At 60.1% G+C, this 20,822-nt stretch carries 19 protein-coding genes; 15 read left to right on the top strand and 4 right to left on the bottom strand.

The window, feature by feature from the left end:
- Nucleotides 1–151: 151 nt before the first annotated feature.
- The 4 genes from PGB28_RS19080 to PGB28_RS19065 form a co-directional block, all read right to left on the bottom strand.
- Nucleotides 152–1,201 (bottom strand): quaternary amine ABC transporter ATP-binding protein, encoded by a 1,050-nt coding sequence (locus tag PGB28_RS19080; protein WP_271423127.1) that lies wholly within the window; start codon nucleotides 1,199–1,201, stop codon nucleotides 152–154.
- Nucleotides 1,202–1,209: 8 nt separating this feature from the next.
- On the bottom strand, nucleotides 1,210–2,244 hold the full coding sequence (locus PGB28_RS19075; RefSeq protein ID WP_271423126.1) for an ABC transporter permease: 1,035 nt from the start codon (nucleotides 2,242–2,244) through the stop codon (nucleotides 1,210–1,212).
- A gap of 79 nt (nucleotides 2,245–2,323) precedes the next feature.
- On the bottom strand, nucleotides 2,324–3,289 hold the full coding sequence (locus PGB28_RS19070) for an ABC transporter substrate-binding protein (protein ID WP_271423125.1): 966 nt from the start codon (nucleotides 3,287–3,289) through the stop codon (nucleotides 2,324–2,326).
- Nucleotides 3,290–3,433: 144 nt separating this feature from the next.
- A complete protein-coding gene (locus PGB28_RS19065) occupies nucleotides 3,434–3,916 on the bottom strand; it encodes a MarR family winged helix-turn-helix transcriptional regulator (RefSeq protein WP_271423124.1) in 483 nt (160 codons plus the stop codon).
- Nucleotides 3,917–4,158: 242 nt separating this feature from the next.
- On the opposite strand from PGB28_RS19065, the gene ectA reads away from it, so the two are divergent.
- The 15 genes from ectA to PGB28_RS18990 all read left to right on the top strand — a co-directional run bounded on the left by ectA (nucleotide 4,159) and on the right by PGB28_RS18990 (nucleotide 20,811).
- Entirely contained in the window at nucleotides 4,159–4,689 is a 531-nt protein-coding gene (gene ectA, locus PGB28_RS19060) for a diaminobutyrate acetyltransferase (protein WP_271423123.1), read from the top strand.
- A gap of 79 nt (nucleotides 4,690–4,768) precedes the next feature.
- Nucleotides 4,769–6,034 carry a diaminobutyrate--2-oxoglutarate transaminase gene (gene ectB, locus PGB28_RS19055; RefSeq protein ID WP_408636284.1) on the top strand — a complete coding sequence of 422 codons (1,266 nt, stop codon included), beginning with the start codon at nucleotides 4,769–4,771 and terminating at the stop codon, nucleotides 6,032–6,034.
- 4 nt (nucleotides 6,035–6,038) lie between these two features.
- Nucleotides 6,039–6,440 (top strand): ectoine synthase, encoded by a 402-nt coding sequence (locus PGB28_RS19050; RefSeq protein ID WP_271423121.1) that lies wholly within the window; start codon nucleotides 6,039–6,041, stop codon nucleotides 6,438–6,440.
- A gap of 1 nt (nucleotide 6,441) precedes the next feature.
- Nucleotides 6,442–7,863, top strand: coding sequence for an aspartate kinase (locus tag PGB28_RS19045; RefSeq protein WP_271423120.1), 1,422 nt, complete (start codon nucleotides 6,442–6,444; stop codon nucleotides 7,861–7,863).
- Nucleotides 7,864–8,110: 247 nt separating this feature from the next.
- Nucleotides 8,111–8,602, top strand: coding sequence for an Lrp/AsnC family transcriptional regulator (locus PGB28_RS19040; RefSeq protein ID WP_271423119.1), 492 nt, complete (start codon nucleotides 8,111–8,113; stop codon nucleotides 8,600–8,602).
- Between the two features lie 161 nt (nucleotides 8,603–8,763).
- On the top strand, nucleotides 8,764–9,906 hold the full coding sequence (locus PGB28_RS19035; RefSeq protein WP_271423118.1) for a glycine cleavage T C-terminal barrel domain-containing protein: 1,143 nt from the start codon (nucleotides 8,764–8,766) through the stop codon (nucleotides 9,904–9,906).
- Between the two features lie 24 nt (nucleotides 9,907–9,930).
- Nucleotides 9,931–10,380, top strand: coding sequence for an OsmC family protein (locus PGB28_RS19030; RefSeq protein ID WP_271423117.1), 450 nt, complete (start codon nucleotides 9,931–9,933; stop codon nucleotides 10,378–10,380).
- Nucleotides 10,381–10,700: 320 nt separating this feature from the next.
- Nucleotides 10,701–12,002 carry a sn-glycerol-3-phosphate ABC transporter substrate-binding protein UgpB gene (gene ugpB / locus PGB28_RS19025; RefSeq protein WP_271423116.1) on the top strand — a complete coding sequence of 434 codons (1,302 nt, stop codon included), beginning with the start codon at nucleotides 10,701–10,703 and terminating at the stop codon, nucleotides 12,000–12,002.
- 51 nt (nucleotides 12,003–12,053) lie between these two features.
- Entirely contained in the window at nucleotides 12,054–12,935 is an 882-nt protein-coding gene (gene ugpA, locus PGB28_RS19020; protein WP_271423115.1) for a sn-glycerol-3-phosphate ABC transporter permease UgpA, read from the top strand.
- A gap of 17 nt (nucleotides 12,936–12,952) precedes the next feature.
- Complete coding sequence (gene ugpE, locus PGB28_RS19015; RefSeq protein ID WP_271423161.1) at nucleotides 12,953–13,789, top strand: sn-glycerol-3-phosphate ABC transporter permease UgpE; 837 nt, start codon at nucleotides 12,953–12,955, stop codon at nucleotides 13,787–13,789.
- Nucleotides 13,789–14,793 (top strand): ABC transporter ATP-binding protein, encoded by a 1,005-nt coding sequence (locus PGB28_RS19010; RefSeq protein ID WP_271423114.1) that lies wholly within the window; start codon nucleotides 13,789–13,791, stop codon nucleotides 14,791–14,793. Before ugpE ends, PGB28_RS19010 begins: the two co-directional genes overlap by 1 nt.
- 464 nt (nucleotides 14,794–15,257) lie before the next feature.
- Entirely contained in the window at nucleotides 15,258–16,436 is a 1,179-nt protein-coding gene (locus tag PGB28_RS19005; protein WP_271423113.1) for a nucleotide sugar dehydrogenase, read from the top strand.
- Between the two features lie 484 nt (nucleotides 16,437–16,920).
- The gene (locus PGB28_RS19000; protein WP_271423112.1) at nucleotides 16,921–17,967 is read left to right on the top strand and encodes a UDP-glucuronic acid decarboxylase family protein; all 1,047 of its coding nucleotides are present in this window, start codon (nucleotides 16,921–16,923) and stop codon (nucleotides 17,965–17,967) included.
- Nucleotides 17,964–18,962, top strand: a complete 999-nt coding sequence (gene galE / locus PGB28_RS18995; RefSeq protein WP_271423111.1) for a UDP-glucose 4-epimerase GalE — start codon at nucleotides 17,964–17,966, stop codon at nucleotides 18,960–18,962. The genes PGB28_RS19000 and galE overlap by 4 nt, the downstream gene beginning before the upstream one ends.
- Nucleotides 18,955–20,811, top strand: a complete 1,857-nt coding sequence (locus PGB28_RS18990; RefSeq protein ID WP_271423110.1) for a glycosyltransferase family 2 protein — start codon at nucleotides 18,955–18,957, stop codon at nucleotides 20,809–20,811. Before galE ends, PGB28_RS18990 begins: the two co-directional genes overlap by 8 nt.
- Nucleotides 20,812–20,822 lie beyond the last annotated feature (11 nt).

The following is a 20,822-nucleotide window of genomic DNA, read 5'->3' as shown; positions in this document are numbered from 1 at the left end:
AAACCGCTCACCATGCGCCCTCCCGGGGGGAGGGTCGGGCGCGGCCCGTGGTTCCCCCGGGCATACCAACAGCGGTTGTCACTACGGGCTCATTCCCGACGTTCCGCCCTTTGCTGATCGCCATGCCGCCAACCCGGGTCGCGCAGCACATTCACCCCTTTGGCGCGCCACTCTCGCCGCTCGACCGCACGCGCGGCACCAGCGCCTTGACCAGATCCTTCATGTCGAGCTGGCCAATGACCTCATCCCCACGCATCACGCGGTATACGTGGTTGGTGTCGCCATCGGACAGCGCGATGAGCTTCTCCAGCGTGCTGCCCGCGTCGATGTCGCCGTCAAAGCGTGAGGCAGAGAGCGGTGATGTGACCGAGCCCACGCGCAGCACGCGGGCGCGGTTGATGTCGCTCACGAAGTCCTCGATATAGGGCGTCGCAGGCTCCAGCAGGATCTGTTGCGGCTCTCCCTGTTGCACCACTGCGCCGTCCTTGAGGATCACGAGGTGATCGGCCAGTTTAAGCGCCTCGTCGAGATCATGGGTGATAAACACGATGGTCTTGTGCAGTTCCGCCTGCAACTCCAGCAACAGGTTCTGCATGTCGGTGCGGATCAGCGGATCAAGCGCGGAGAACGCCTCGTCCATCAGCATGATATCGGTATTGGCGGTGAGCGCCCGCGCGATGCCGACACGTTGCTGCATGCCGCCCGAAAGCTGTGCGGGGTAGCGATCCTCGAACCCGTCCAGCCCCACACGCGCCAGCCATTTGCGCGCTTCACGATCCTGCTCGGACGCGGCCACACCCTGCACGGACAGCGGCATCATCGCGTTCTGCAACACCGTGCGATGCGGCAGCAGGGCGAATTTCTGGAACACCATCGACATTTTCTTCTGGCGCAGCCTGCGCAGCTCGGATTTGCCCAGTTTCATGATGTCGTCGCCATCGACACGGATCTCGCCCGCAGTGGGGTCGATCAACCGGTTGAGATGGCGGATCAGGGTGGATTTGCCCGACCCGGACAGCCCCATGATGACGGTGGTCTGACCGGCCTGAATATCCACGTTGATGTCATCCAGTCCCAGCACATGGGAATGCTGTTCCAGCAGCGTCGGCTTGTCGATCCCGGCCTTGACCTTGGCGACCATCTCTTTCTCGCGCGGGCCAAAGATCTTGTAGAGATGGCGGATGGAGATTTTGGCTGTCATATGGCCACTCACTGTGCGTTGCGTTGCTTGTCCACGCGGGACAGGGCGGCCTTGGACACGCGATCCAGGATGACAGCCAAAAGTACAATGCCCAGCCCCGCCACGATGCCCACGCCCAGTTCAAGATTGCGGATGCCGCGCAGCACCAGCACGCCAAGACCGGGGGCAGAGACCAGCGAAGCGATGACCACCATGGCCAGGCTCATCATGATGGTCTGGTTCACACCGGCCATGATATTGGGCAGCGCCAGCGGCAGTTCGACCCGGAACAGTTTCTGGTTCGGGGTCATGCCAAAGGCATTGGCGGCCTCGACCACATCCTGATCCACCAGCCGGATGCCAAGGTCTGTCAGACGAATGACCGGCACAATGGCATAGAGGATGATGGCGATCCCGTAGAGCTTGGATTCGGTGACCGAGAACAGGAAAATCAGCGGGATCAGGTAGACGAAGGTCGGCAGGGTCTGCAGAAGGTCGAGGATCGGCACGATCAGCCGCTGCGCGGTGTTCGAGCGCGACATGCCGATGCCGATGGGCACGCCCAACAACACCGACAGCCCGGTACAGACAAACACGATGGCCAGCGTCTGCATGGCCACCTCGTAATGGTCGATCAGGGCAAAGAACAACAGCACGACGGCGACGAAAGCGGTGACCGCGCGCGAGCGGCTGACCACCCAGGACAGGAGCAATAGCAGCGGGATCATGACCCACCACGGCGTGGTCTCGAAAACATAGAGCGTGCCGTCCAGCATCCAACTCAGCGGCTGTGTGATCGGGTCGAGCACGGTTTTGAGCTGCCCCCGGATCGACAGGAACCCTTCTTCCAGCCCCGCCGTCAGATCGCGGGTCTGGCCAATGGCGTGGCAGGACTCGTGCAACACGTCCAGCGACGGAAAGGGCAGGCCGGTCTCCTCGGCGGCGGCGTCCGCGCCTTGCGTCTGCGACAGAAGCTGCGCCATGGACATCGGCGCCTCGGATTTGTCCGCGTCGCACCAGTCGCGCAGGCCAAGCGTGTCGAACAGGTTGTCGTAGGCCGCCATGGCACCGCTCCCAAGCAATGAAGCCCGATCTAACAAATGCCCCCGCGCGGGTGCAACCGCACGGGGGCAGGGTGACGGATTATTTCAGCAGCGGTGCCAGCTTTTCGCGCGCCTCGTCATTCAACCAGTTGCCCCAGACATCCTTGTAGGTGGTGAGGAAATAAACAGCGGCCTCTTCGTAAGACGCTTCATTGGCTTCCTGCCAGGCCAGCACTTCGCCCATCTGGGCGTTGGTGAAGGTGATGTTGCGCATCAGCTCGGCGGCGTCGGGTTCGCGGTTGACGAAATCAGACGTTGCAGCGGTCACCACATTGGATACCGGATAGGCGGACAGGCCCGGTGTGGCACAGTCCTCAAGCCCGTTGCAGGTGTGGGTCTCTGCGTCATAGGCGGGCATTTCCACCTGTACCATTGGGTATTTGCCCAGCACGCTTGTGGGCGCCCAGTAATAGCCGAACCACGGCTCCTCGGCGGTATAAGCCGCTGCGATCGATGTCGCCAGCGTTTCGCCCGATCCATGCTGGAACCGTTCCATCCCGGCGTCTGCCAGACCCGCGGCCTTGAAGTTATTGAAATTCGTGATGTCGCAGCCCCAGCCCGACGGACAATCGTGGAAGCGCCCGCCGACCAGATCCGGGTTGGCCTTGATTCCGTCCAGCGTGGTCAGTTCGGGATGCGCATCGGCAAGGTATTGCGGAATCCACCACGCCTCGACCCCGCCATCCGACAGCACCTTGGCCAGTTCGGTCAGCTTGCCCTCGGCGCGCAGCTCTTCATAGACCTCGGTATAGCTGGTCCAAAGCTCGGTCAGAATGTCCGGCTCGCCGGTTTCCGCAACCGAGGTCATGGCGGGGACGGTGGTTGTGGGGACGACGGTGACCGTACAGCCATAGCCCTGTTCCATCAGGAATTTGGCGACGGAGGTGACAACCGCCGACGAGGCCCAGTCCATCTCCGTGATCGAGACCTCGCCGCAATCTGCTGCCGCCCCGCTGGCCGTTGCCAGCGCAAGTGTCGCCGCTGCTGCAAAAGTAAGGTTACGCATGGTGTTTCTCCCTGTTCCATCCGGTCTTCTGCCGAGATTATCGCGTGATGTGATGGAGGTTTAACAGATATGATTTACGTGCACGCCTGTTTTTTTCGGCGTGCCCGTTTTCTGGGGCAAAGGTATTTGGGTGGGACGCGCAGCTCAGGTTTCGCTGGCGCGTTTGATATCGCCGGTATCCAGCACGGGCGAGGCGTCGATATCCTCGGCGTCGAGCATGGCGGCAATGCGTTCAAGGCTGGCCACCAGCATGGCCTGTTCCCAATCCTCCATGGCCGAAAACTTGCGTACGAAGCGCTGCTGCAACGGGTCAGGCGCGTCGGCCAGGGTTTTCTTGCCCTTGGGCGTGATGTGAATATTGGTCTGCCGCCGGTCCAGCGTGGATTTCTCGCGCAGCACCATGCCTTCGCGCACCAGCTTGTCCACCAGCGACGTCACGGTCGCCTGGCTCACGCGCATGCGCTGGGCGATGGTCTTGGCCGTGGTCTGACCCGTCTCGCCGATGATCTGCAGCACGCGGAACTGCACCGGGGTCACACCGGCGGATTGCGTGATTTCACGCCCGAACATCTCGGTCGCGCGCAGGATTCGGCGCAGGGCGATCAGGCTGGTGTCGATGCGATCCATGGATCGGCCTCCAATACTTTAGTCGGCTAAGTATAGATGGCATTCGAGTTATTGTGAAGCGGCAAGTTATTAGGGTCTCTAACCAGATACTTCCGAGTTCACTTCGTTCCCTTGCGGCGTTATACGCGACATATTGCGCATTTGGGCGCATTTTGTCGCGCGCAGAACAAAATATGCTTTGACTGTTGAAATATCATGCGAGCCTTGCTATTTCGACATCCGAAGCAATCAGGAGCCAAGCAATGCAGCATCCACGTGACCTCGCCAGAGCCAATATTCCCAGCCTTCGCAAGCCTCGCTCCGAGGATGGTGCGGCGATCTGGGAACTGGTGCGTGCCTGCAAGCCGCTGGATGAGAACTCCATGTACTGCAATCTGATCCAATGCGATCATTTTGCCGACACCTGTGTCGTGGCCGAGCTCAAGGGCGAGGTTGTGGGCTGGATTTCGGCCTATGTGATGCCCAACGACCCCGAAACGCTGTTTGTCTGGCAGGTCGCCGTGTCCGAGAAGGCACGCGGCATGGGGCTGGGCACGCTGATGCTCAAATCCATTCTGGATCGTGCCGAGTGCGACGATGTCGAGCGTATCCAGACCACGATCACCTCCGATAACGAGGCGTCTTGGGCGCTGTTCCGCAAATTTGGCAAGACGCAGGGCACTGGGCTGGATGTGCAACCTTACTATACCCAGGCGCTGCATTTCCAGAACCGCCACGAGACCGAAAACCTTGTGACGATCCCGCTGGCGCAATCGCTGGCGCGCGCGGCCTGAGCGCCCCGCCTCGTCCCGTCACGCAATTTCAATCCATTCGAAACCTGAAAGAGGTCGTATGTCTACGAATTCCTCCCGCATGCCTGTCTTTAAACGCCGTGAATCCGAGGCGCGCAGCTACTGCCGTGGCTTTGACACCGTGTTCACCAAAGCGACCGGTGCCGAAATGACCGACACCGCCGGTCGCACCTATATTGATTTTCTGGCGGGCTGCTCGTCGCTGAACTACGGGCACAATGACCCGGATATGAAAGCTGCGCTGGTGGATCATATCGCCGGGGACGGCGTGACCCACGGGCTTGATATGCATACCGATGCCAAGGGCGCGTTCATCGAGACCTTCGAGGAGCATATCCTGAAACCGCGCGATATGGACCACAAGCTGATGTTCGTGGGGCCGACCGGTGCCAATGCGGTCGAGGCGGCGATGAAGCTCGCGCGCAAGGCCACGGGCCGGACCAATGTGATTGCCTTTACCAACGGTTTTCACGGCGTGACCCAGGGCGCGCTGGCCGCCACTGGCAACAGCTATCACCGGGGCGGCGCGGGCGTACCGCTGAACAATGTCACCCGCATGCCCTATGATGGCTATATGGGCGAAGGCTATGACACCTGCGACCTGCTGGAAAAGATGCTGAACGACGCGTCTTCCGGCGTGGACGCACCGGCGGCCATTCTGCTGGAAACCGTGCAGGGCGAGGGCGGCCTGAACGCCGCAAGCCCGGACTGGATCGTGCGGGTGGGACAACTGGCCAAGGAACATGGCGCGCTGCTGATCCTCGATGATATTCAGGCGGGCTGCGGTCGGACCGGGACATTCTTTTCCTTCGACGAGATGGATGTGCAGCCCGACATCGTGACGCTGGCGAAATCGGTTTCGGGCTTTGGCCTGCCGATGGGGCTGGTTCTGGTGAAGCCGGAACATGACGTAATGGGCCCGGCGGAGCATAACGGCACCTTCCGCGGCAACACCCATGCCTTTGTGACGGCGCGGGTCGCGATTGAAAAATTCTGGGCCGATGATGCGCTGCAACGTGACATCAAGCGCCGCGCCGACATGATGGAAGACGCGCTGACCGAGATCGCATCCATGGTCGATGGTGCCTATCTCAAAGGGCGCGGCATGATGCGCGGCGTCGATGTGGGCTCGGGCGAGCTGGCCGGTGATATCTGTGCCATGGCCTTTCAGAACGGTCTGATCGTCGAAACCTCGGGACCGAATGACGAGGTGGTCAAGATCCTTGCACCGCTGACCATTCCGGATGAGACGCTGAAAGCGGGTCTGAAAATCCTGGTCGAGGCCGCGCAAAGCGTGACCGGCAATCTCAAGATTGCGGCGGAGTGACATCATGATCGTCAGAGACTTCAACGAGATCGTCAAATCCGACCGGGACCGCGTGGTGTCCGACGCCCAATGGTCCTCCGTGCGCATGCTGCTGGCCGATGACGGGATGGGCTTTTCCTTCCACATCACCTTTCTGGAGGCGGGGTCGGAACACACGTTCGAGTACAAGAACCACTTTGAGAGCGTCTATTGTATGCAGGGCACCGGGTCGATCACCGATCTGGCGACCGGCGAGACCCATGCCATCAAACCCGGCGTGATGTATGCGCTGGACCAGCATGACCGCCATGTGCTGCGGGCCGAGGACGAGCTGATCATGGCCTGCTGCTTCAACCCGCCGGTGACGGGTACCGAAGTGCACCGCGAAGATGGCTCCTATGCCGCGCCGGAAGAAATCGAGGCCTGATATGCCCCATACTGTTGAAAAGATCGGCGGGACATCCATGTCCCGCCTGCATGAACTGCGCGATACGCTGTTCCTTGAGGGCGGTACGCCGCGCTATGGCCGCATCTTTGTGGTCTCGGCCTTTGGCGGGATCACCAACCTGCTGCTGGAGCACAAGAAATCGGGTGAGGCAGGGGTCTATGCGGCCTTTGCCAATGCCGATGACGGGCATGGCTGGCACGATGCGCTGAGCCGCGCCAGCGCCGCGATGGTCGAGGCGCATGAGCGCGTGCTCGAGAATGCGGGCGATATCGCGCAGGCGACGACCTTTGTGCAGGACCGCATCGAGGGCGCGCGCAACTGCCTGATCGACCTTCAGCGGCTGTGTTCCTACGGGCATTTCCGGCTCAACACCCATCTGATGCAGATCCGCGAATTGCTGTCCGGTCTGGGCGAGGCGCATTCCGCCTATGTCGCCACGCTGATGTTGCAGCGCGCGGGCGTGAATGCCCGTTTCGTGGACCTGTCGGGCTGGCGTGAAGAGGGCGATCTCTCGCTGGATGCGCGCATCCAGGGCGCGATGGAGGGGATCGACCCCGACAGTGAGATGCCCATTGTCACAGGCTACGCGCAATGCCGCGAGGGGTTGATGCGCGAATATGACCGGGGCTATTCCGAGGTGACATTTTCGCAGCTTGCCGCGCTGACCGGTGCAGCAGAGGCGATCATTCACAAGGAATTCCACCTGTCCTCTGCCGATCCCAAGCTGGTGGGCGAAGACGCCGTGCGCACGCTGGGGCACACCAATTACGACGTGGCCGACCAGATGGCCAACCTCGGGATGGAGGCAATCCACCCCTCAGCCGCCAAGGCACTGCGCCAGGCCAATGTGCCGCTGCGCGTGACCAACGCGTTCGAGCCGGAGCATCCGGGCACGGTGATCGACGACCAACCGGCGGATAAGGCGGCGGTCGAAATGGTCACCGGGCTGGATATCATCGCGCTGGAGCTGTTCGAACAGGACATGGTGGGCGTCAAGGGCTATGACGCGGCCATTCTGGACGTGCTGACACGGCATAACGTGCGCATCGTGTCGAAAGTGTCCAATGCCAACACGATCACCCACTATGTCGATGCCTCGCTGAAGTCCATGCGGCGGGTCGAATCCGATCTGGCGGCGAAATTCCCCCAGGCCGAGATAACCACGCGCAAGCTGGCGCTGGTTTCGGTGCTGGGGCGTGACCTGAGCGGGCTGCATGTGCTCTTGAACGGGTTGCAGGCGCTGGAGGCGGAAACGCTGACGCCGCTGGGGGCCACGCAGGGGCCTCGCAATGTCGATACCCTGTTCATCCTGAACCGCAGCGACAGGGACAAGGCGATTGCCGCGCTGCATCGCGCCTTCTTTGACCGCGCGGTTGCGGTGCCCCGCGATATCGCGGCCTGACACCGGGACGGGCGGCAGATGATGCCGCCCTTTCCCATCCGCATCTCCAGCAAACCGGCAAAGGGCGTGAGTGCTTTTTGCCGGTTCAGTTGCTTTTTTGCTGGCATTTTCCCGATAACGACCCCCATCTTTGCTGATGGCAGGGGCCGTGACCGCGTGACAGACGATATTTCCGTCTGATGCGCGCGCGGTTCAGGGTAGGCATGCCGCCGCGCAAGCGGGCGGTTGTGGAACGTCGGGGAAGATCATGAAAACCACCAGACTGGACGCGGCAGATATCCGCATTCTGGCAGCGCTTCAGAAACACGGCGCGCTGAGCAAATCCAAGCTGGCCGAGATGGTGAACCTGTCGCCAACCCCGTGCTGGGCGCGTCTGGACCGGTTGCGTGCGGCCGGGTTCATCCGTGGCTACCATGCGGATCTCGCTCTGGAACGCATTGCCGAGGTGACACAGGTGATTGTCACCGTCTCGCTCACCCATCATCGCAAGGCGGATTTCGACCGGTTCGAGGCCGAAATCCTGTCCCATGACGAAATCACCTTTTGCGTCGCCACGGGCGGGGGCATGGATTACGTCATGCATGTCTTCACCCCCGGGCTGGCGGCGTTTCAGACGTTGATGGAAGAGCTCCTGGCAGCGGATATCGGGATCGACCGCTACATGACCTACATTGCGACACGCAGAATCAAATCGATTCAGCCAAATGTCGCAAATTTCGTAGGCCGTGACGCGAATTGACCATGCCTGTCTGAACGGGCCGCCAGTGGTCTGATTTTCGGACCGTTTGGGCCAAGTGGGGCCGTATTTTTGGACCAGACACGCGCGACATAAGGTCCTAAATCCTCGGCAGTTCTCAACGTCCACTGACCGCTTCGGTCCCATTCCCAAGGACTACTGACATGACCCAGACTGATGATTTCGGCTTCGGCACACAGATCCGTAAATCCCCCTATTTCGACGCCACCGTGCGTTGGGGCGCACAGGGATTTTCCGTTTACAATCATATGTATATCCCGCGTGACTTTGGGAACCCGGAACAGAACTTCTGGAACCTCGTGAACGAGGCGATCCTGTGTGACGTGGCCGTTGAGCGCCAGGTCGAAATCACCGGAGCCGACGCCGCGAAATTCGTCCAGATGATGACGCCGCGCGACCTGTCCAAGATGGCCGTGGGTCAGTGCAAATACATCCTGATCACCAATGCCGATGGCGGCATTCTCAATGACCCGATCCTGCTGCGTCTGGCCGAAAACCACTTCTGGATCTCGCTGGCCGACAGCGACATCCTGCTCTGGGCGCAGGGTCTGGCCGTGCATTCCGGCATGGATGTCTCGATCTGCGAACCCGACGTGTCGCCGCTGCAGCTGCAAGGCCCGAATTCCGGCCTGATCATGCAGGCGCTGTTTGGCGAAGAGATCATGGACCTGAAATACTACTGGCACCGCGAGCTGGAGCTTGACGGCATCCCGCTGATCGTGTCGCGCACCGGTTGGTCGAGCGAGCTGGGCTATGAGCTCTACCTGCGTGACAGTTCCTATGGCGATGCGCTGTGGGAGCGGATCATGGCGGCCGGCATGGAATACGGGCTGAAACCCGGCCACACCTCCTCGATCCGCCGGATCGAAGGCGGGATGCTGTCCTACCACGCTGATGCCGACATCAACACCAACCCGTTCGAGCTGGGCTTTGATCGTCTGGTCAATCTCGACATGGAGGCGGAGTTCATCGGCAAGGCCGCGCTGAAACGCATCAAGGAAGAGGGCGTGACCCGCAAGCAGATCGGTCTGATCATCGATTGCGATCCGCTGCAGGGGCCGAACACGACCTTCTGGCCGATCAACAAAGGCGACGAGACCATCGGCAAGGTGACCTCGGCTGTCTATTCGCCGCGCCTCAAGCAGAATATCGCGCTGGCGATGGTGTCGGTGGATCACGCGGTTCTGGGGGCGGATGTGGAAGTTGTGACGAAATCGGGCCCGACCCGCGCCACCATGGTCGAGTTCCCGTTCTACGACCCGAAAAAGCAAATCGCCGCCGCGTAAGCGCCAGTGCAGGAGACCTGACCCATGTCCGATCTTGCGATCCAGCTGCATTGGCACCGTGCCGAACCCGTGCTGCAAACCGGAAAATATTCCAACGCGCACCGGGTCTGGTTCAACGACAATTACGAGGTCGAAGTGGACTCCGCCCCAGATTGGGGCGGAAACCCGGCCAATACCAACCCCGAACAGGCGTTGGCCTCGGCCCTGTCGAGCTGTCACATGATGACCTTTCTCGCGCTCTGCGCCAAGGCGGGCTGGCCGGTGGCCAGCTACCACGACTATGCCGAGGCGCATCTGGGCAAGAACCCCAAGGGGCAGATGTCCGTGACCCGTATCGACCTGCACCCGGTGGTGCGGTTCGACACCGGATTTGACGTCAGCGATGAGCAACTGGCCGAGATGCAGCACCGCGCGCACCGCTACTGTTTCATCGCCAACACTCTGGCGGATTCGGTGGAAATCAACGTTCTGTAACGCCGTTGCGCGGCCTGCCAGCTGGCTTAAAAAATCCCCGGGTGCCGATCATCGGTGCCCGGTTTTTTTATGGTTCGGCTGGGCGGTATCTCCGCCGCTATGCTGCGTCGAAATTGAAAAATGAGAAATATCAGTGCGCTAGAGGTGAAATCTCATGTTTGAATGATGCTCCGCAGATTGAGCGCCACGGCGAGAATCCCGAATTGATTGCAAAACACACTCAGCGTAGCATCCCGTCATCTGCCTTACACAAAGCGCGACGATAACGCGTGGCAGCGGATGGGGTCTTCATCCGATATCAAAGCAATTGGGAGTGAGTCATGAAACACACGATCAGCATTCTTGCCGCCGCCGCTGTACTGGGGTCGGCACAGGCCGCCACGGCCGCGACCGAGATTGAATTCTGGCATGCCTTCACCGGGCGCCTTGGGGAACTGGTGGCCGAACAGGTCGAAACCTTCAACGCGTCGCAATCCGATTACACGGTCGTGGCTACGCACAAGGGCAATTACTCCGAGACGCTCAACGCCGGGATCGCCGCCTTCCGCGCCGGGGAACAGCCCGACATCCTGATGGTGTTCGAAGTGGGCACCGCGACGATGATGGCGGCCAAGGGCGCGATCAAGCCGGTCTACGAGGTGATGGGCGACGGGTTTGACCAGTCGAAATATATCGGTTCGGTCAAGGGCTATTACACCTCGCCCGATGGCAACATGCTGTCGCTGCCCTTCAACTCGTCCACGCCGGTGCTCTGGGTGAACCGGGACAAGCTGGCCGAGGCCGGGATCGACCCGGACACTGACATGTCGACCTGGGAGCAGGTGGGGGGCGTTCTGGACGCGCTGAAAGAGGCGGGTGTGTCCTGCCCGATGACCACGGCCTGGCAAAGCTGGATCCATCTTGAGAATTTCTCGGCCTATCACGATGTGCCTTTTGCGACGCAATCGAACGGGTTCGACGGCACCGATACCGAACTGGCCCTGAACGGCGCGGCGCAGGTGGCCCATATCAGCGCGATGGGGCAATGGGCGCAGGACGGCAAATTCATCTATGCCGGTCGCCGCAATGAGGGCGGGGCGAATTTCCGCGCTGGCGAATGCGCGCTCTTTACCGAAAGCTCCGCCGGTTACGCAGGCATCAAGGCCGAGGCCGAGTTCGATTTCGAAGTGCGCCCGCTGCCCTATTGGAAAGCCGTGGCGGATGAGCCGCAGAACACCATCATCGGCGGGGCATCGCTTTGGGTGATGGAAGGGCAGAGCGACGAAGAATACGCGGGCGTCGCGGCCTTCATGGATTTCCTGTCCTCGCCGGAAATTCAGGCGAAATGGCACCAGGACACCGGGTATCTGCCGATCACCACGGAAGCCGGGGAGCTGACCCGCGAACAGGGCTTCTATGATGCCAATCCCGGCACCGATATCGCGGTGATCCAGATGACGGCCAAGGAACCCACGGCCAATTCCAAGGGCCTGCGCCTTGGCTCCTTCGACCAGATCCGGGGCATCATCGACGAAGAGCTTGAGGCCGTCTGGGCCGGGGACAAGGACGCGCAAACCGCGCTGGATTCGGCGGTGGAGCGCGGCAACGCGCTCCTGCGCCGGTTCGAGCAGGCGGCACGTTAAAGAAAAGGTTGGCCGCCCCGTAGTGTGACGGGGCGGCCACGCATATCGACCATGGAAAAACGCGTCACCTTCAAGGGGATCTGGCTGCCGCTGTTGCTGGTCTTGCCGCAGATCCTCATCACTGCGGTCTTTTTCTTCTACCCGGCGGGGCAGGCGATCTGGCAATCGCTGTTCATCCCCGATCCTTTCGGGCTGTCCATGCAATGGGTGGGGTTGGGCAATTTCGAATACCTGCTGTCAGACCGCTATTACCGCGCCTCATTTGTGACCACGGCGATCTTTTCGATCCTCGTGACGCTCGTCTCCATGGGGGTGGCGCTTTATCTTGCGGTGCTGGCGGACCGGTTGATCAAGGGGTCGGGGGCCTATCGCACACTGCTGATCTGGCCCTATGCGGTGGCCCCGGCGGTGGCGGGGGTGCTGTGGCTGTTCATGTTCAACACACGCGTGGGCGTGGTGTCGTGGTATCTGGGTCAGCTTGGATATGACTGGAACCATGTGCTCAACGAAGGCGAGGCGATGGGGCTTGTCGTCGTGGCCTCGGCCTGGGGCCGGATCAGTTACAACTTCCTGTTCTTCCTGGCGGGGTTGCAGGCGATCCCCCGCTCGGTGATCGAGGCGGCGGCGATTGATGGCGCGCGCTTCTGGACACGGTTCCGCACGATTGTCTGGCCGCTTCTGTCGCCCACCACGTTTTTCCTGTTGGTGGTGAATATCATCTACGCCTTCTTTGAAACCTTTGGCGTGATCCACACGATCACCAGCGGCGGCCCGCAACAGGCGACAACCATCCTTGTCTACAAGGTCTATTCGGACGGGTTCGTGGGGCAGGATCTGGGCTCGTCGGCGGCGCAGTCTGTGATCCTTCTGGTGGTGGTGTCGATCCTCACCATCATCCAGTTCAAATATATCGAACGCAGGGTGCATTACTGATGGCAGAGCGTTCGGGCATGGTCGAAAAACGCGGGCTTGGCCTCTGGCTGACCCATCTGGGGCTGATCATCGGGGTGTTGTTCATCTTCTTCCCCATCTGGTTGGCCTTTGTCGCCTCGACGGTTGAAAATCAGGATATCATTCGCCCGCCCATGCCGGTCTGGCCGGGCGACCAGATGATCGAGAACTATACCAATGCGCTTGTTGCGGGAATCAACGCGCCGGTGGCGCTCATGCTGTTCAACTCGCTGGTGATGGCGCTGGGGATTGCCCTGGGCAAGATCGCGATTTCTCTGCTCTCGGCCTTTGCGATTGTCTATTTCCGCTTTCCCTTCCGGCAGACGTTTTTCTGGCTGATCTTCCTGACGCTCATGCTGCCGGTCGAGGTGCGGATTGTGCCCACCTATGAGGTGGTCGCCAATTTCGGCATGCTCAACAGCTATTCGGGCCTGATCCTGCCGCTTGTGGCCTCGGCCACGGCCACCTTCCTGTTCCGGCAGTTTTTCCTGACGGTGCCGGATGAGCTGGCCGAGGCGGCCCGCGTCGATGGCGCGCGGCCCATGCAGTTTTTCTTCGACATTCTCCTGCCGATGAGCCGCACGAATATTGCAGCGCTTTTCGTGATCCTCTTCATCTATGGCTGGAACCAATATCTCTGGCCGCTGCTCATCACCACCGACCCCGAGATGAACACCATCGTGATGGGCATCAAACAGATGTTCCCCTCGGGCGATGATTTTGCCCATTGGCCAACGATTATGGCAACCTCGATCCTGGCCATGGTGCCGCCGGTGATCGTGGTGGTGGGGATGCAGAAACTCTTTATCCGTGGCTTGGTGGAAAGCGAGAAATAATGGCAACGCTCACGCTTGAAAACGTCAAGAAATCCTTTGGCAAGACCGATGTGATCCACGGCGTTTCCGTGGATGTGCAGGATGGTGAGTTCATCGTGATCGTCGGCCCCTCCGGCTGTGGCAAGTCCACGCTCTTGCGCATGGTGGCGGGGCTGGAGGCCGTGAGTTCCGGCGACATCCAGATCGGCGGGCGGCGCGTCAACGACGTGGAGCCGATGGACCGCGATATCGCCATGGTATTCCAGAATTACGCGCTCTACCCGCATATGTCGGTGTTCGACAACATGGCCTATGGGCTCAAGATCGCCAAAGTGCCAAAACCCGAGATCGAAGAGCGCGTGCGGCAGGCGGCGAAGCTGTTGCAGCTTGAGCCGTACCTTACACGCAAACCGCGCGAGCTGTCTGGCGGGCAACGTCAGCGTGTCGCCATGGGGCGCGCCATTGTGCGCAAACCGGCGGTGTTCCTGTTTGATGAGCCGCTGTCGAACCTTGATGCCAAGCTGCGGGTGCAGATGCGGCTGGAGATCAAGGCGCTGCAACGCGCGCTTGGGGTCACGGCGCTTTATGTCACCCATGACCAGGTCGAGGCGATGACCATGGCCGACCGGATGATCGTGATGAATGGCGGGGTGGCGGACCAGATCGGCGCGCCGCTCGACGTCTATGCCAATCCGGCGACCGAGTTCGTGGCGGGTTTCATCGGTTCGCCGCCGACGAACTTCATCGACGGCGCGGCGGTCGGCCAGTCGGGCGGCCACCGCGTCGGCGTGCGACCGGAACATATGCAACTGGTGGGCGCGGGGGCAGGGCGTCTGGATGGCCGTGCGGCCTATTGCGAGGCGCTGGGGGCCGAAACGCTGGTGCATGTGAAATCGGCCACGGGCACCCAGATCACCGTCCGCCAGGACGCGGGCCACCCGATCCCCGAGGAAGGCTCGGAGGTGGGCATGGACTGGGACAGGGAGAACGAGATGCCGTTCAACGCCGAGGGCAAGCGTCTGTGAGCCTGAGACGGCGGTGTTTGAGGACGAACGCGGCCTGTCACGCGGGCGCGTGACCTCGTGCCCCCATCGAAATCTCCCCAAAGGGGTAGGGGGCGGTGCAGCGCACACGTTGGCCGTGTTATATGCCATAAATTTCATATCTCATAAAGTGAATGCTTGCCTGTTGCGGGTAAAACGCTAACCTTTTCATAAGGCTGCAGTGATCTGTTCCGAAAATGGGCCAGCCAAGATCCCGCCGCGCATGTGTATCGGGGTGATCTGGGGGCTTCCCTTGTATCGCACCGCAAGGGTCGCAAGTGCTCGGGTTAATCACGTATTGAAATGCCCCCGGGGGGCTGCGCTGCCCCGAAAAACGCGTGTTGGCCGGGTCGGTTGATCAAGAGGGGCGTGAAGGACACCAGGGGCTTTGCGCGACTTCCATCCTCCGTTTTCGACGCCTGATCCGTTGAAGAAAGGAAATTTCCTTGTCCGTCAAAAACAGAATTACCGTCGCGGGTCTGGGCTATGTGGGCATGTCGCTGGCTGTTCTGCTGGCCCGGCACCACCGGGTCGTCGCCTATGACATCGACCCCGGACGGGTCGACAAGATCAATGCCAGGCAATCCACCGTGGCGGACCCCGATATCGATGCGGTATTGGCCGGGGAAGAGGTCGACCTGACGGCAACGCTGGACGCAAAAGAGGCTTTTGCCGGGGCCGAATTCATCATCGTTGCGGCGCCGACAAACTACGACGAGGACACGCATTACTTTAACACTTCGGCGGTCGAACAGGTTATCCGCGCGGCCCGGCAGGTCAATGAAACCGCGTTGATCGTGATCAAGTCAACGATCCCTGTCGGTTTTACCGCGTCTCAAAGGGCCGCTCTGAATGATGACAGGATCGCGTTTTCGCCTGAATTCCTGCGCGAAGGAAAGGCGCTGCATGACAATTTCTACCCGTCCCGCATCATTGTCGGCAGCAAATGCGATCAGGCCGCGCAATTTGCCGAGATCCTGCGCACGGCAAGCCTGACACCCGATGTCGAGGTCATGCTGACCGGCTCGAACGAGGCTGAGGCCGTCAAGCTGTTCGCCAATTCCTATCTCGCGACACGGGTGTCGTTCTTCAACGAGCTGGACAGTTTCGGCTACGCGAAGGGGCTGAATGTCAGCGAGATCATTCGGGGGGTGAGCCTCGATCCCAGGATCGGGCCGGGCTACAACAACCCGTCTTTCGGGTACGGGGGCTATTGTCTTCCCAAGGATACAAAGCAGCTGCTTGCCAATTACGAAGACATCCCACATCAGCTGATCCAGGCGGTTGTGGAAACGAATGCGGGCCGCAAAGCCTTCATCGCCGATGAAATCCTAAAGCTTGGTGCGCAGACCTTGGGCGTGTACCGGCTGACGATGAAGCAGGGGTCGGACAACATGCGCAGCTCGGCCATGCATGACATTGTCGAGCTTCTGGTAGCGCAGGGCGCGCGGGTGTTGGTATACGAGCCGATGCTGAAAAACGGGGACCTTGCCGGGGCTGAAATTGTCGACGATCTTGACGCGTTTCTGGACCGGATCGACCTTTTGATCTGCAACCGGCAAGACAAAAAAATCAAAAAGTTCTCGGGACTTGTCTTTACTCGTGATATATTCGGTGTGGATTGAGATAGACATGCGTTTTTTGGGCGGGCCATCCGCCATTTCAGAACTCTGATTTTTGAGATTGGGCCCCTCACCAGACAACGATTGAAGATCCCGGCGCAGAGTTTCGGCGGGCGGTTCTAAAAGGCGCGAGGAGGAAACACTATTGGCTGTGTCGTTCCAAACGTAATTTCGGAGCGGCGAGGGTCGAATAAATGGAGGTCGGATAAATTCGAGAACTGGGGTGCTCACATGTTCTGAAGCCGTGTCTGGCGGGTTTTTCTAGGACTTGACTAGACGTAAACTTCAGGAAAAACTCCCTAAGTTCCGGGTGTTTAATTGATCTGGCGCAATGTGCGCACTCTGCGTTGAGCTATTTTTAACCGTCCCTGTGGCTGTGGCAAAACGAGAGAGTGTCAAGGCGCAGTACTTGGTTGTGTTTTTTCAATCAGGGCGCGCTTCTTTCAATGGTAACTCTACCATGTAGGGAATTAGGGGAAACGTGATAATGAAAGCGAATACTGGAAAAACCAAGCCTGCGGCGTCACTCCGGAGCCGATTGATCTCCTTGCCTCGCAAGGGGCAAACGGTATTGATCACCGGGGGGGCCGGTTTTCTCGGATCTGCCCTTTGCTCGTTTTACATGGAACAGGAAACGCGGGTCATCTGTCTGGATGATTTATCTACCGGTCGTATGCGAAATATTGACCACTTTCTGGAATCGCCGAACTTTACCTTCGTAAAACAGGACGTTGCAGACCCGTTTGATCCCGAAGACGGGATCGACTTCATTTTCAACATGGCGTGCCCGGCATCGCCGGTGAAATATCAGGCCGACCCGATCAAGACGTTCCGCACCATTGTCGCCGGCTCCGAGAATATGCTGCGGTTGGCACAGCGCAAGGGCGCGCGTATTCTCGAGGCGTCGACCTCGGAAATCTACGGTGACCCGGAGGTCAGTCCGCAGATCGAAAGCTACCGTGGCAGTGTTAACACTATGGGTCCAAGATCGTGCTACGATGAAGGAAAGAGGGCGGCTGAGACCTTGTTTCACGAGTACTGCGCGCAGAACGGAGTCGATGCCCGCGTCGCTCGGATATTCAACACCTATGGCCCGGGTATGGACCCTGAAGATGGCCGGGTGGTGTCGAATTTTCTTGTTCAGGCGCTCAAAGGGGCACCGCTGACCATCTATGGCGATGGGAAGCAGACCCGGTCATTTTGTTATGTCGATGACATGATCGCTGGGCTGGTGTCGCTCATGCATGCCGAAGGCGACATGTCGGGCCCGGTGAACCTTGGCAATCCGGGCGAATTCACGGTGATCGAGCTAGCGCGCATCGTTCTTGAGGAAACCGGTTCGGACTCGCCGCTTGAGATGCGGCCGCTGCCGGTGGATGATCCGAAACTGCGCTGCCCCGAGATCCAGCGCGCCAGGGAAGAGCTGGGTTGGGAGCCGACGGTCGCGCTGAGGGAGGGGCTGCGCCTGAGTATCCCGTATTTCGCAAGTGAAATCGCAATCGAAGGGCGGTCCCAAAAGGTGGTCGAGAGATGACAACAACACCGGTCATAGTCACGGGAGGTGCCGGATTCATCGGCAGCCATGCCTGCAAATGCCTGGCCGAGGCCGGTTATCTGCCCGTGACTATCGACAATTTGCGTACCGGTCATGCCGATGCGGTGCGGTGGGGGCCGTTGGAAAAACTGGATGTGCGCGACACAGACGCCGTGGCCCATGTGTTCAGGCGTCATTCGGCCCGGACCGTTATCCATTTTGCGGCCTGCGCCTATGTGGGCGAATCCGTCGAACAACCCGGTCTTTATTACGACAACAATGTGGGCGGAATGATCTCGCTCTTGTCGGCGATGAAACGGGAGGGCGTGGGGCAGATCGTCTTTTCCTCCAGCTGTGCCACCTATGGTATCCCGAACACGGTGCCGATATCGGAAACCTCGCAGCAAGCGCCGATCAACCCGTATGGACGCACCAAGCTGATCTGCGAAATGATGATACGCGATCATGCGGCGGCCCATGGGTTGCGGTATGCCATGCTGCGTTATTTCAATGCGGCGGGTGCCGCCCCGGACGGCGCACTGAGCGAACGGCATGATCCCGAGACACATCTCATTCCGCTTGCGCTGATGGCCGCGTCGGGTATGGGGCCGCCGCTCAGGGTGTTCGGCGGTGATTATCCGACACCGGACGGGACCTGCATCCGGGACTATATCCACGTCTCCGACCTTGCCGAGGCGCATCTCCTCGCGCTCCGGCATCTTGAGGCGGGCAGGGATGATCTTGTGCTGAACCTTGGCACGGGGCGCGGCACTTCGATCCATGAACTGTTGCAGGCCATCGCGCGGCAAACCGGTTGCGATGTGCCCTATGAACTTGCGCCGCGTCGCCCCGGAGATCCGGCCGAACTTGTTGCCGCGCCGGAACTGGCAGAGCGGGTTTTGAACTTCCGTGCGCGCCGGTCGGATATCGACAGCATCATCAAGGATGCGGCACCCCATTTTGCAAAAGAGAACTGCCATGGTGTCGATGCCTGACGTCACGTTGAGACACGGGCAGGGGCGGAGGCACCGTGCGGACAGCCGCTTTACACGGCGCCTGTTCAGCGGGTGGCGTCGGGTCAAGTATGAAGCACTGATCCTCCTGTGGATCGCGGCCAGCCTGTATTTCTGGGTCTGGTGGTTCCAGCCCGAGCACATCCTGCCGGGAGCGCGCTACTGGATCGTGACACTGGCCTTTGGCTGGCTGTTTTTCATGCAGGCCTATTTCGTCTTTATCTTCCGCACGGCTCGGGTGCCCGCCTGCGCCGCGCCAAGTCCCGACACCACCCGCGTTGCCATGATCGTCACCAAGACCCCGTCAGAGCCGTTCTCGGTTCTGAAACGAACCTTGGAGGCCATGCTTGCGCAGTCCTATCCGCATGACACATGGCTGGCAGATGAAGACCCGCAACCGGAGACGATTGCATGGTGCGAGGAACGGGGCATCCGGATCTCGACCCGGAAGAACCGGCCTGATTATCACCGCAGTGAATGGCCGCGCCGTACGCGCTGCAAGGAAGGCAATCTTGCCTTCTTCTACGACATGTTTGGCTACGAGATGTATGACGTTGTCTCGCAGCTGGACGCCGACCACGTGCCAAGCCCCACCTATCTGGAAGAAATCATGAAGGGCTTTGCCGATCCAGAGGTGGGCTATGTCAGCGCGCCTTCGATATGTGCCAACAATGCCGATGAGAGCTGGGCCGCGCGGACGCGCCTGCATACCGAGGCCGGGTTCCATGGGGTGTTCCAAACCGGATATGCCAGCAGTCTTGCGCCGATGTGCATCGGGTCACACTACGCGGTGCGCACCTGTGCGCTGCGGGAGGTGGGCGGCCTGGGCCCCGAGCTTGCCGAGGATCATTCGACCACGCTTTTGCTGAATTCCGGCGGCTGGCGCGGGGTTCATGCGCTGGACGCGATTGCCACGGGTGATGGGCCGGCCAATATCTCGGATCTCTGCACGCAGGAATTCCAATGGTCCCGGAGCCTGCTGACATTGCTTTTGCGCTATACGCCGCGCTATCTCCGGATCCTGCCAACCCGGTTGAAATTCCTCTTCGTGTTCTGCCAGCTGTGGTATCCGCTTTTTGCCGGGTTCATGTTCGTTCTGTACCTGATCCCGATACTCGCCGTGATCTTTGACATGCGCTATGCGGATGTCACCTATCCGGACTTTGTGCTGCATGCGATATGGCCGCCGATCGTGCTCACAATCATCGCCTATGCGCTGCGCGCCGACGGGTATTTCCGGCCGCGCAATGCACCGGTTCTGGGCTGGGAAAAGGCGCTGTTTCTCGCGTTGCAGTGGCCGTGGGTCCTTTGGGGGTGCCTGATGGCGGTGCAGGACCGGTTTACCGGGAATTTTGTCGATTTCCGCATCACGCCCAAAGGTGAAGCGGCCGAGGCGGTGCTGCCGCTGCGGGTGGTGTTGCCCTATTTGGTGCTGGCTCTGGGCTGTATCGTTCCGGTATTGCTCTTTGATCAGGTGCTTGATGCACGGGGATTTTACTTCCTGACCTTGCTGAACGGCTCGATTTACGCGATCATATCCGCAGTGATCGTGATCCGGCATCTGCGTGACAACAATATCCGCCTGAAAGACGCCGCGGCACGGATCCCGCTCCAGCTTGCGACGGTTCCTCTGTTGCTTGGGCTGATCGTTTATGCCCTTGGCACGCGCGGCCCCGAAAGCCTTCTGGCGCTGTCAGTGGGGATCGGGAATGATCGGATGGTCCGCTACGAATATGTCGTTTCAGGGGCCGGCCTGGGAGAGGCCGGAGCGGTACGTTACCGGTGGAACCCTGATTTTCTGAACACCTGGTTCACTTTCAGCAAGGAGTAAAAGACATGGTC

The organism is Primorskyibacter aestuariivivens, from assembly GCF_028023675.1.
GTDB classification, from domain to species: domain Bacteria; phylum Pseudomonadota; class Alphaproteobacteria; order Rhodobacterales; family Rhodobacteraceae; genus Marinovum; species Marinovum aestuariivivens.
This window is presented reverse-complemented; position numbering and strand designations above follow the sequence as displayed.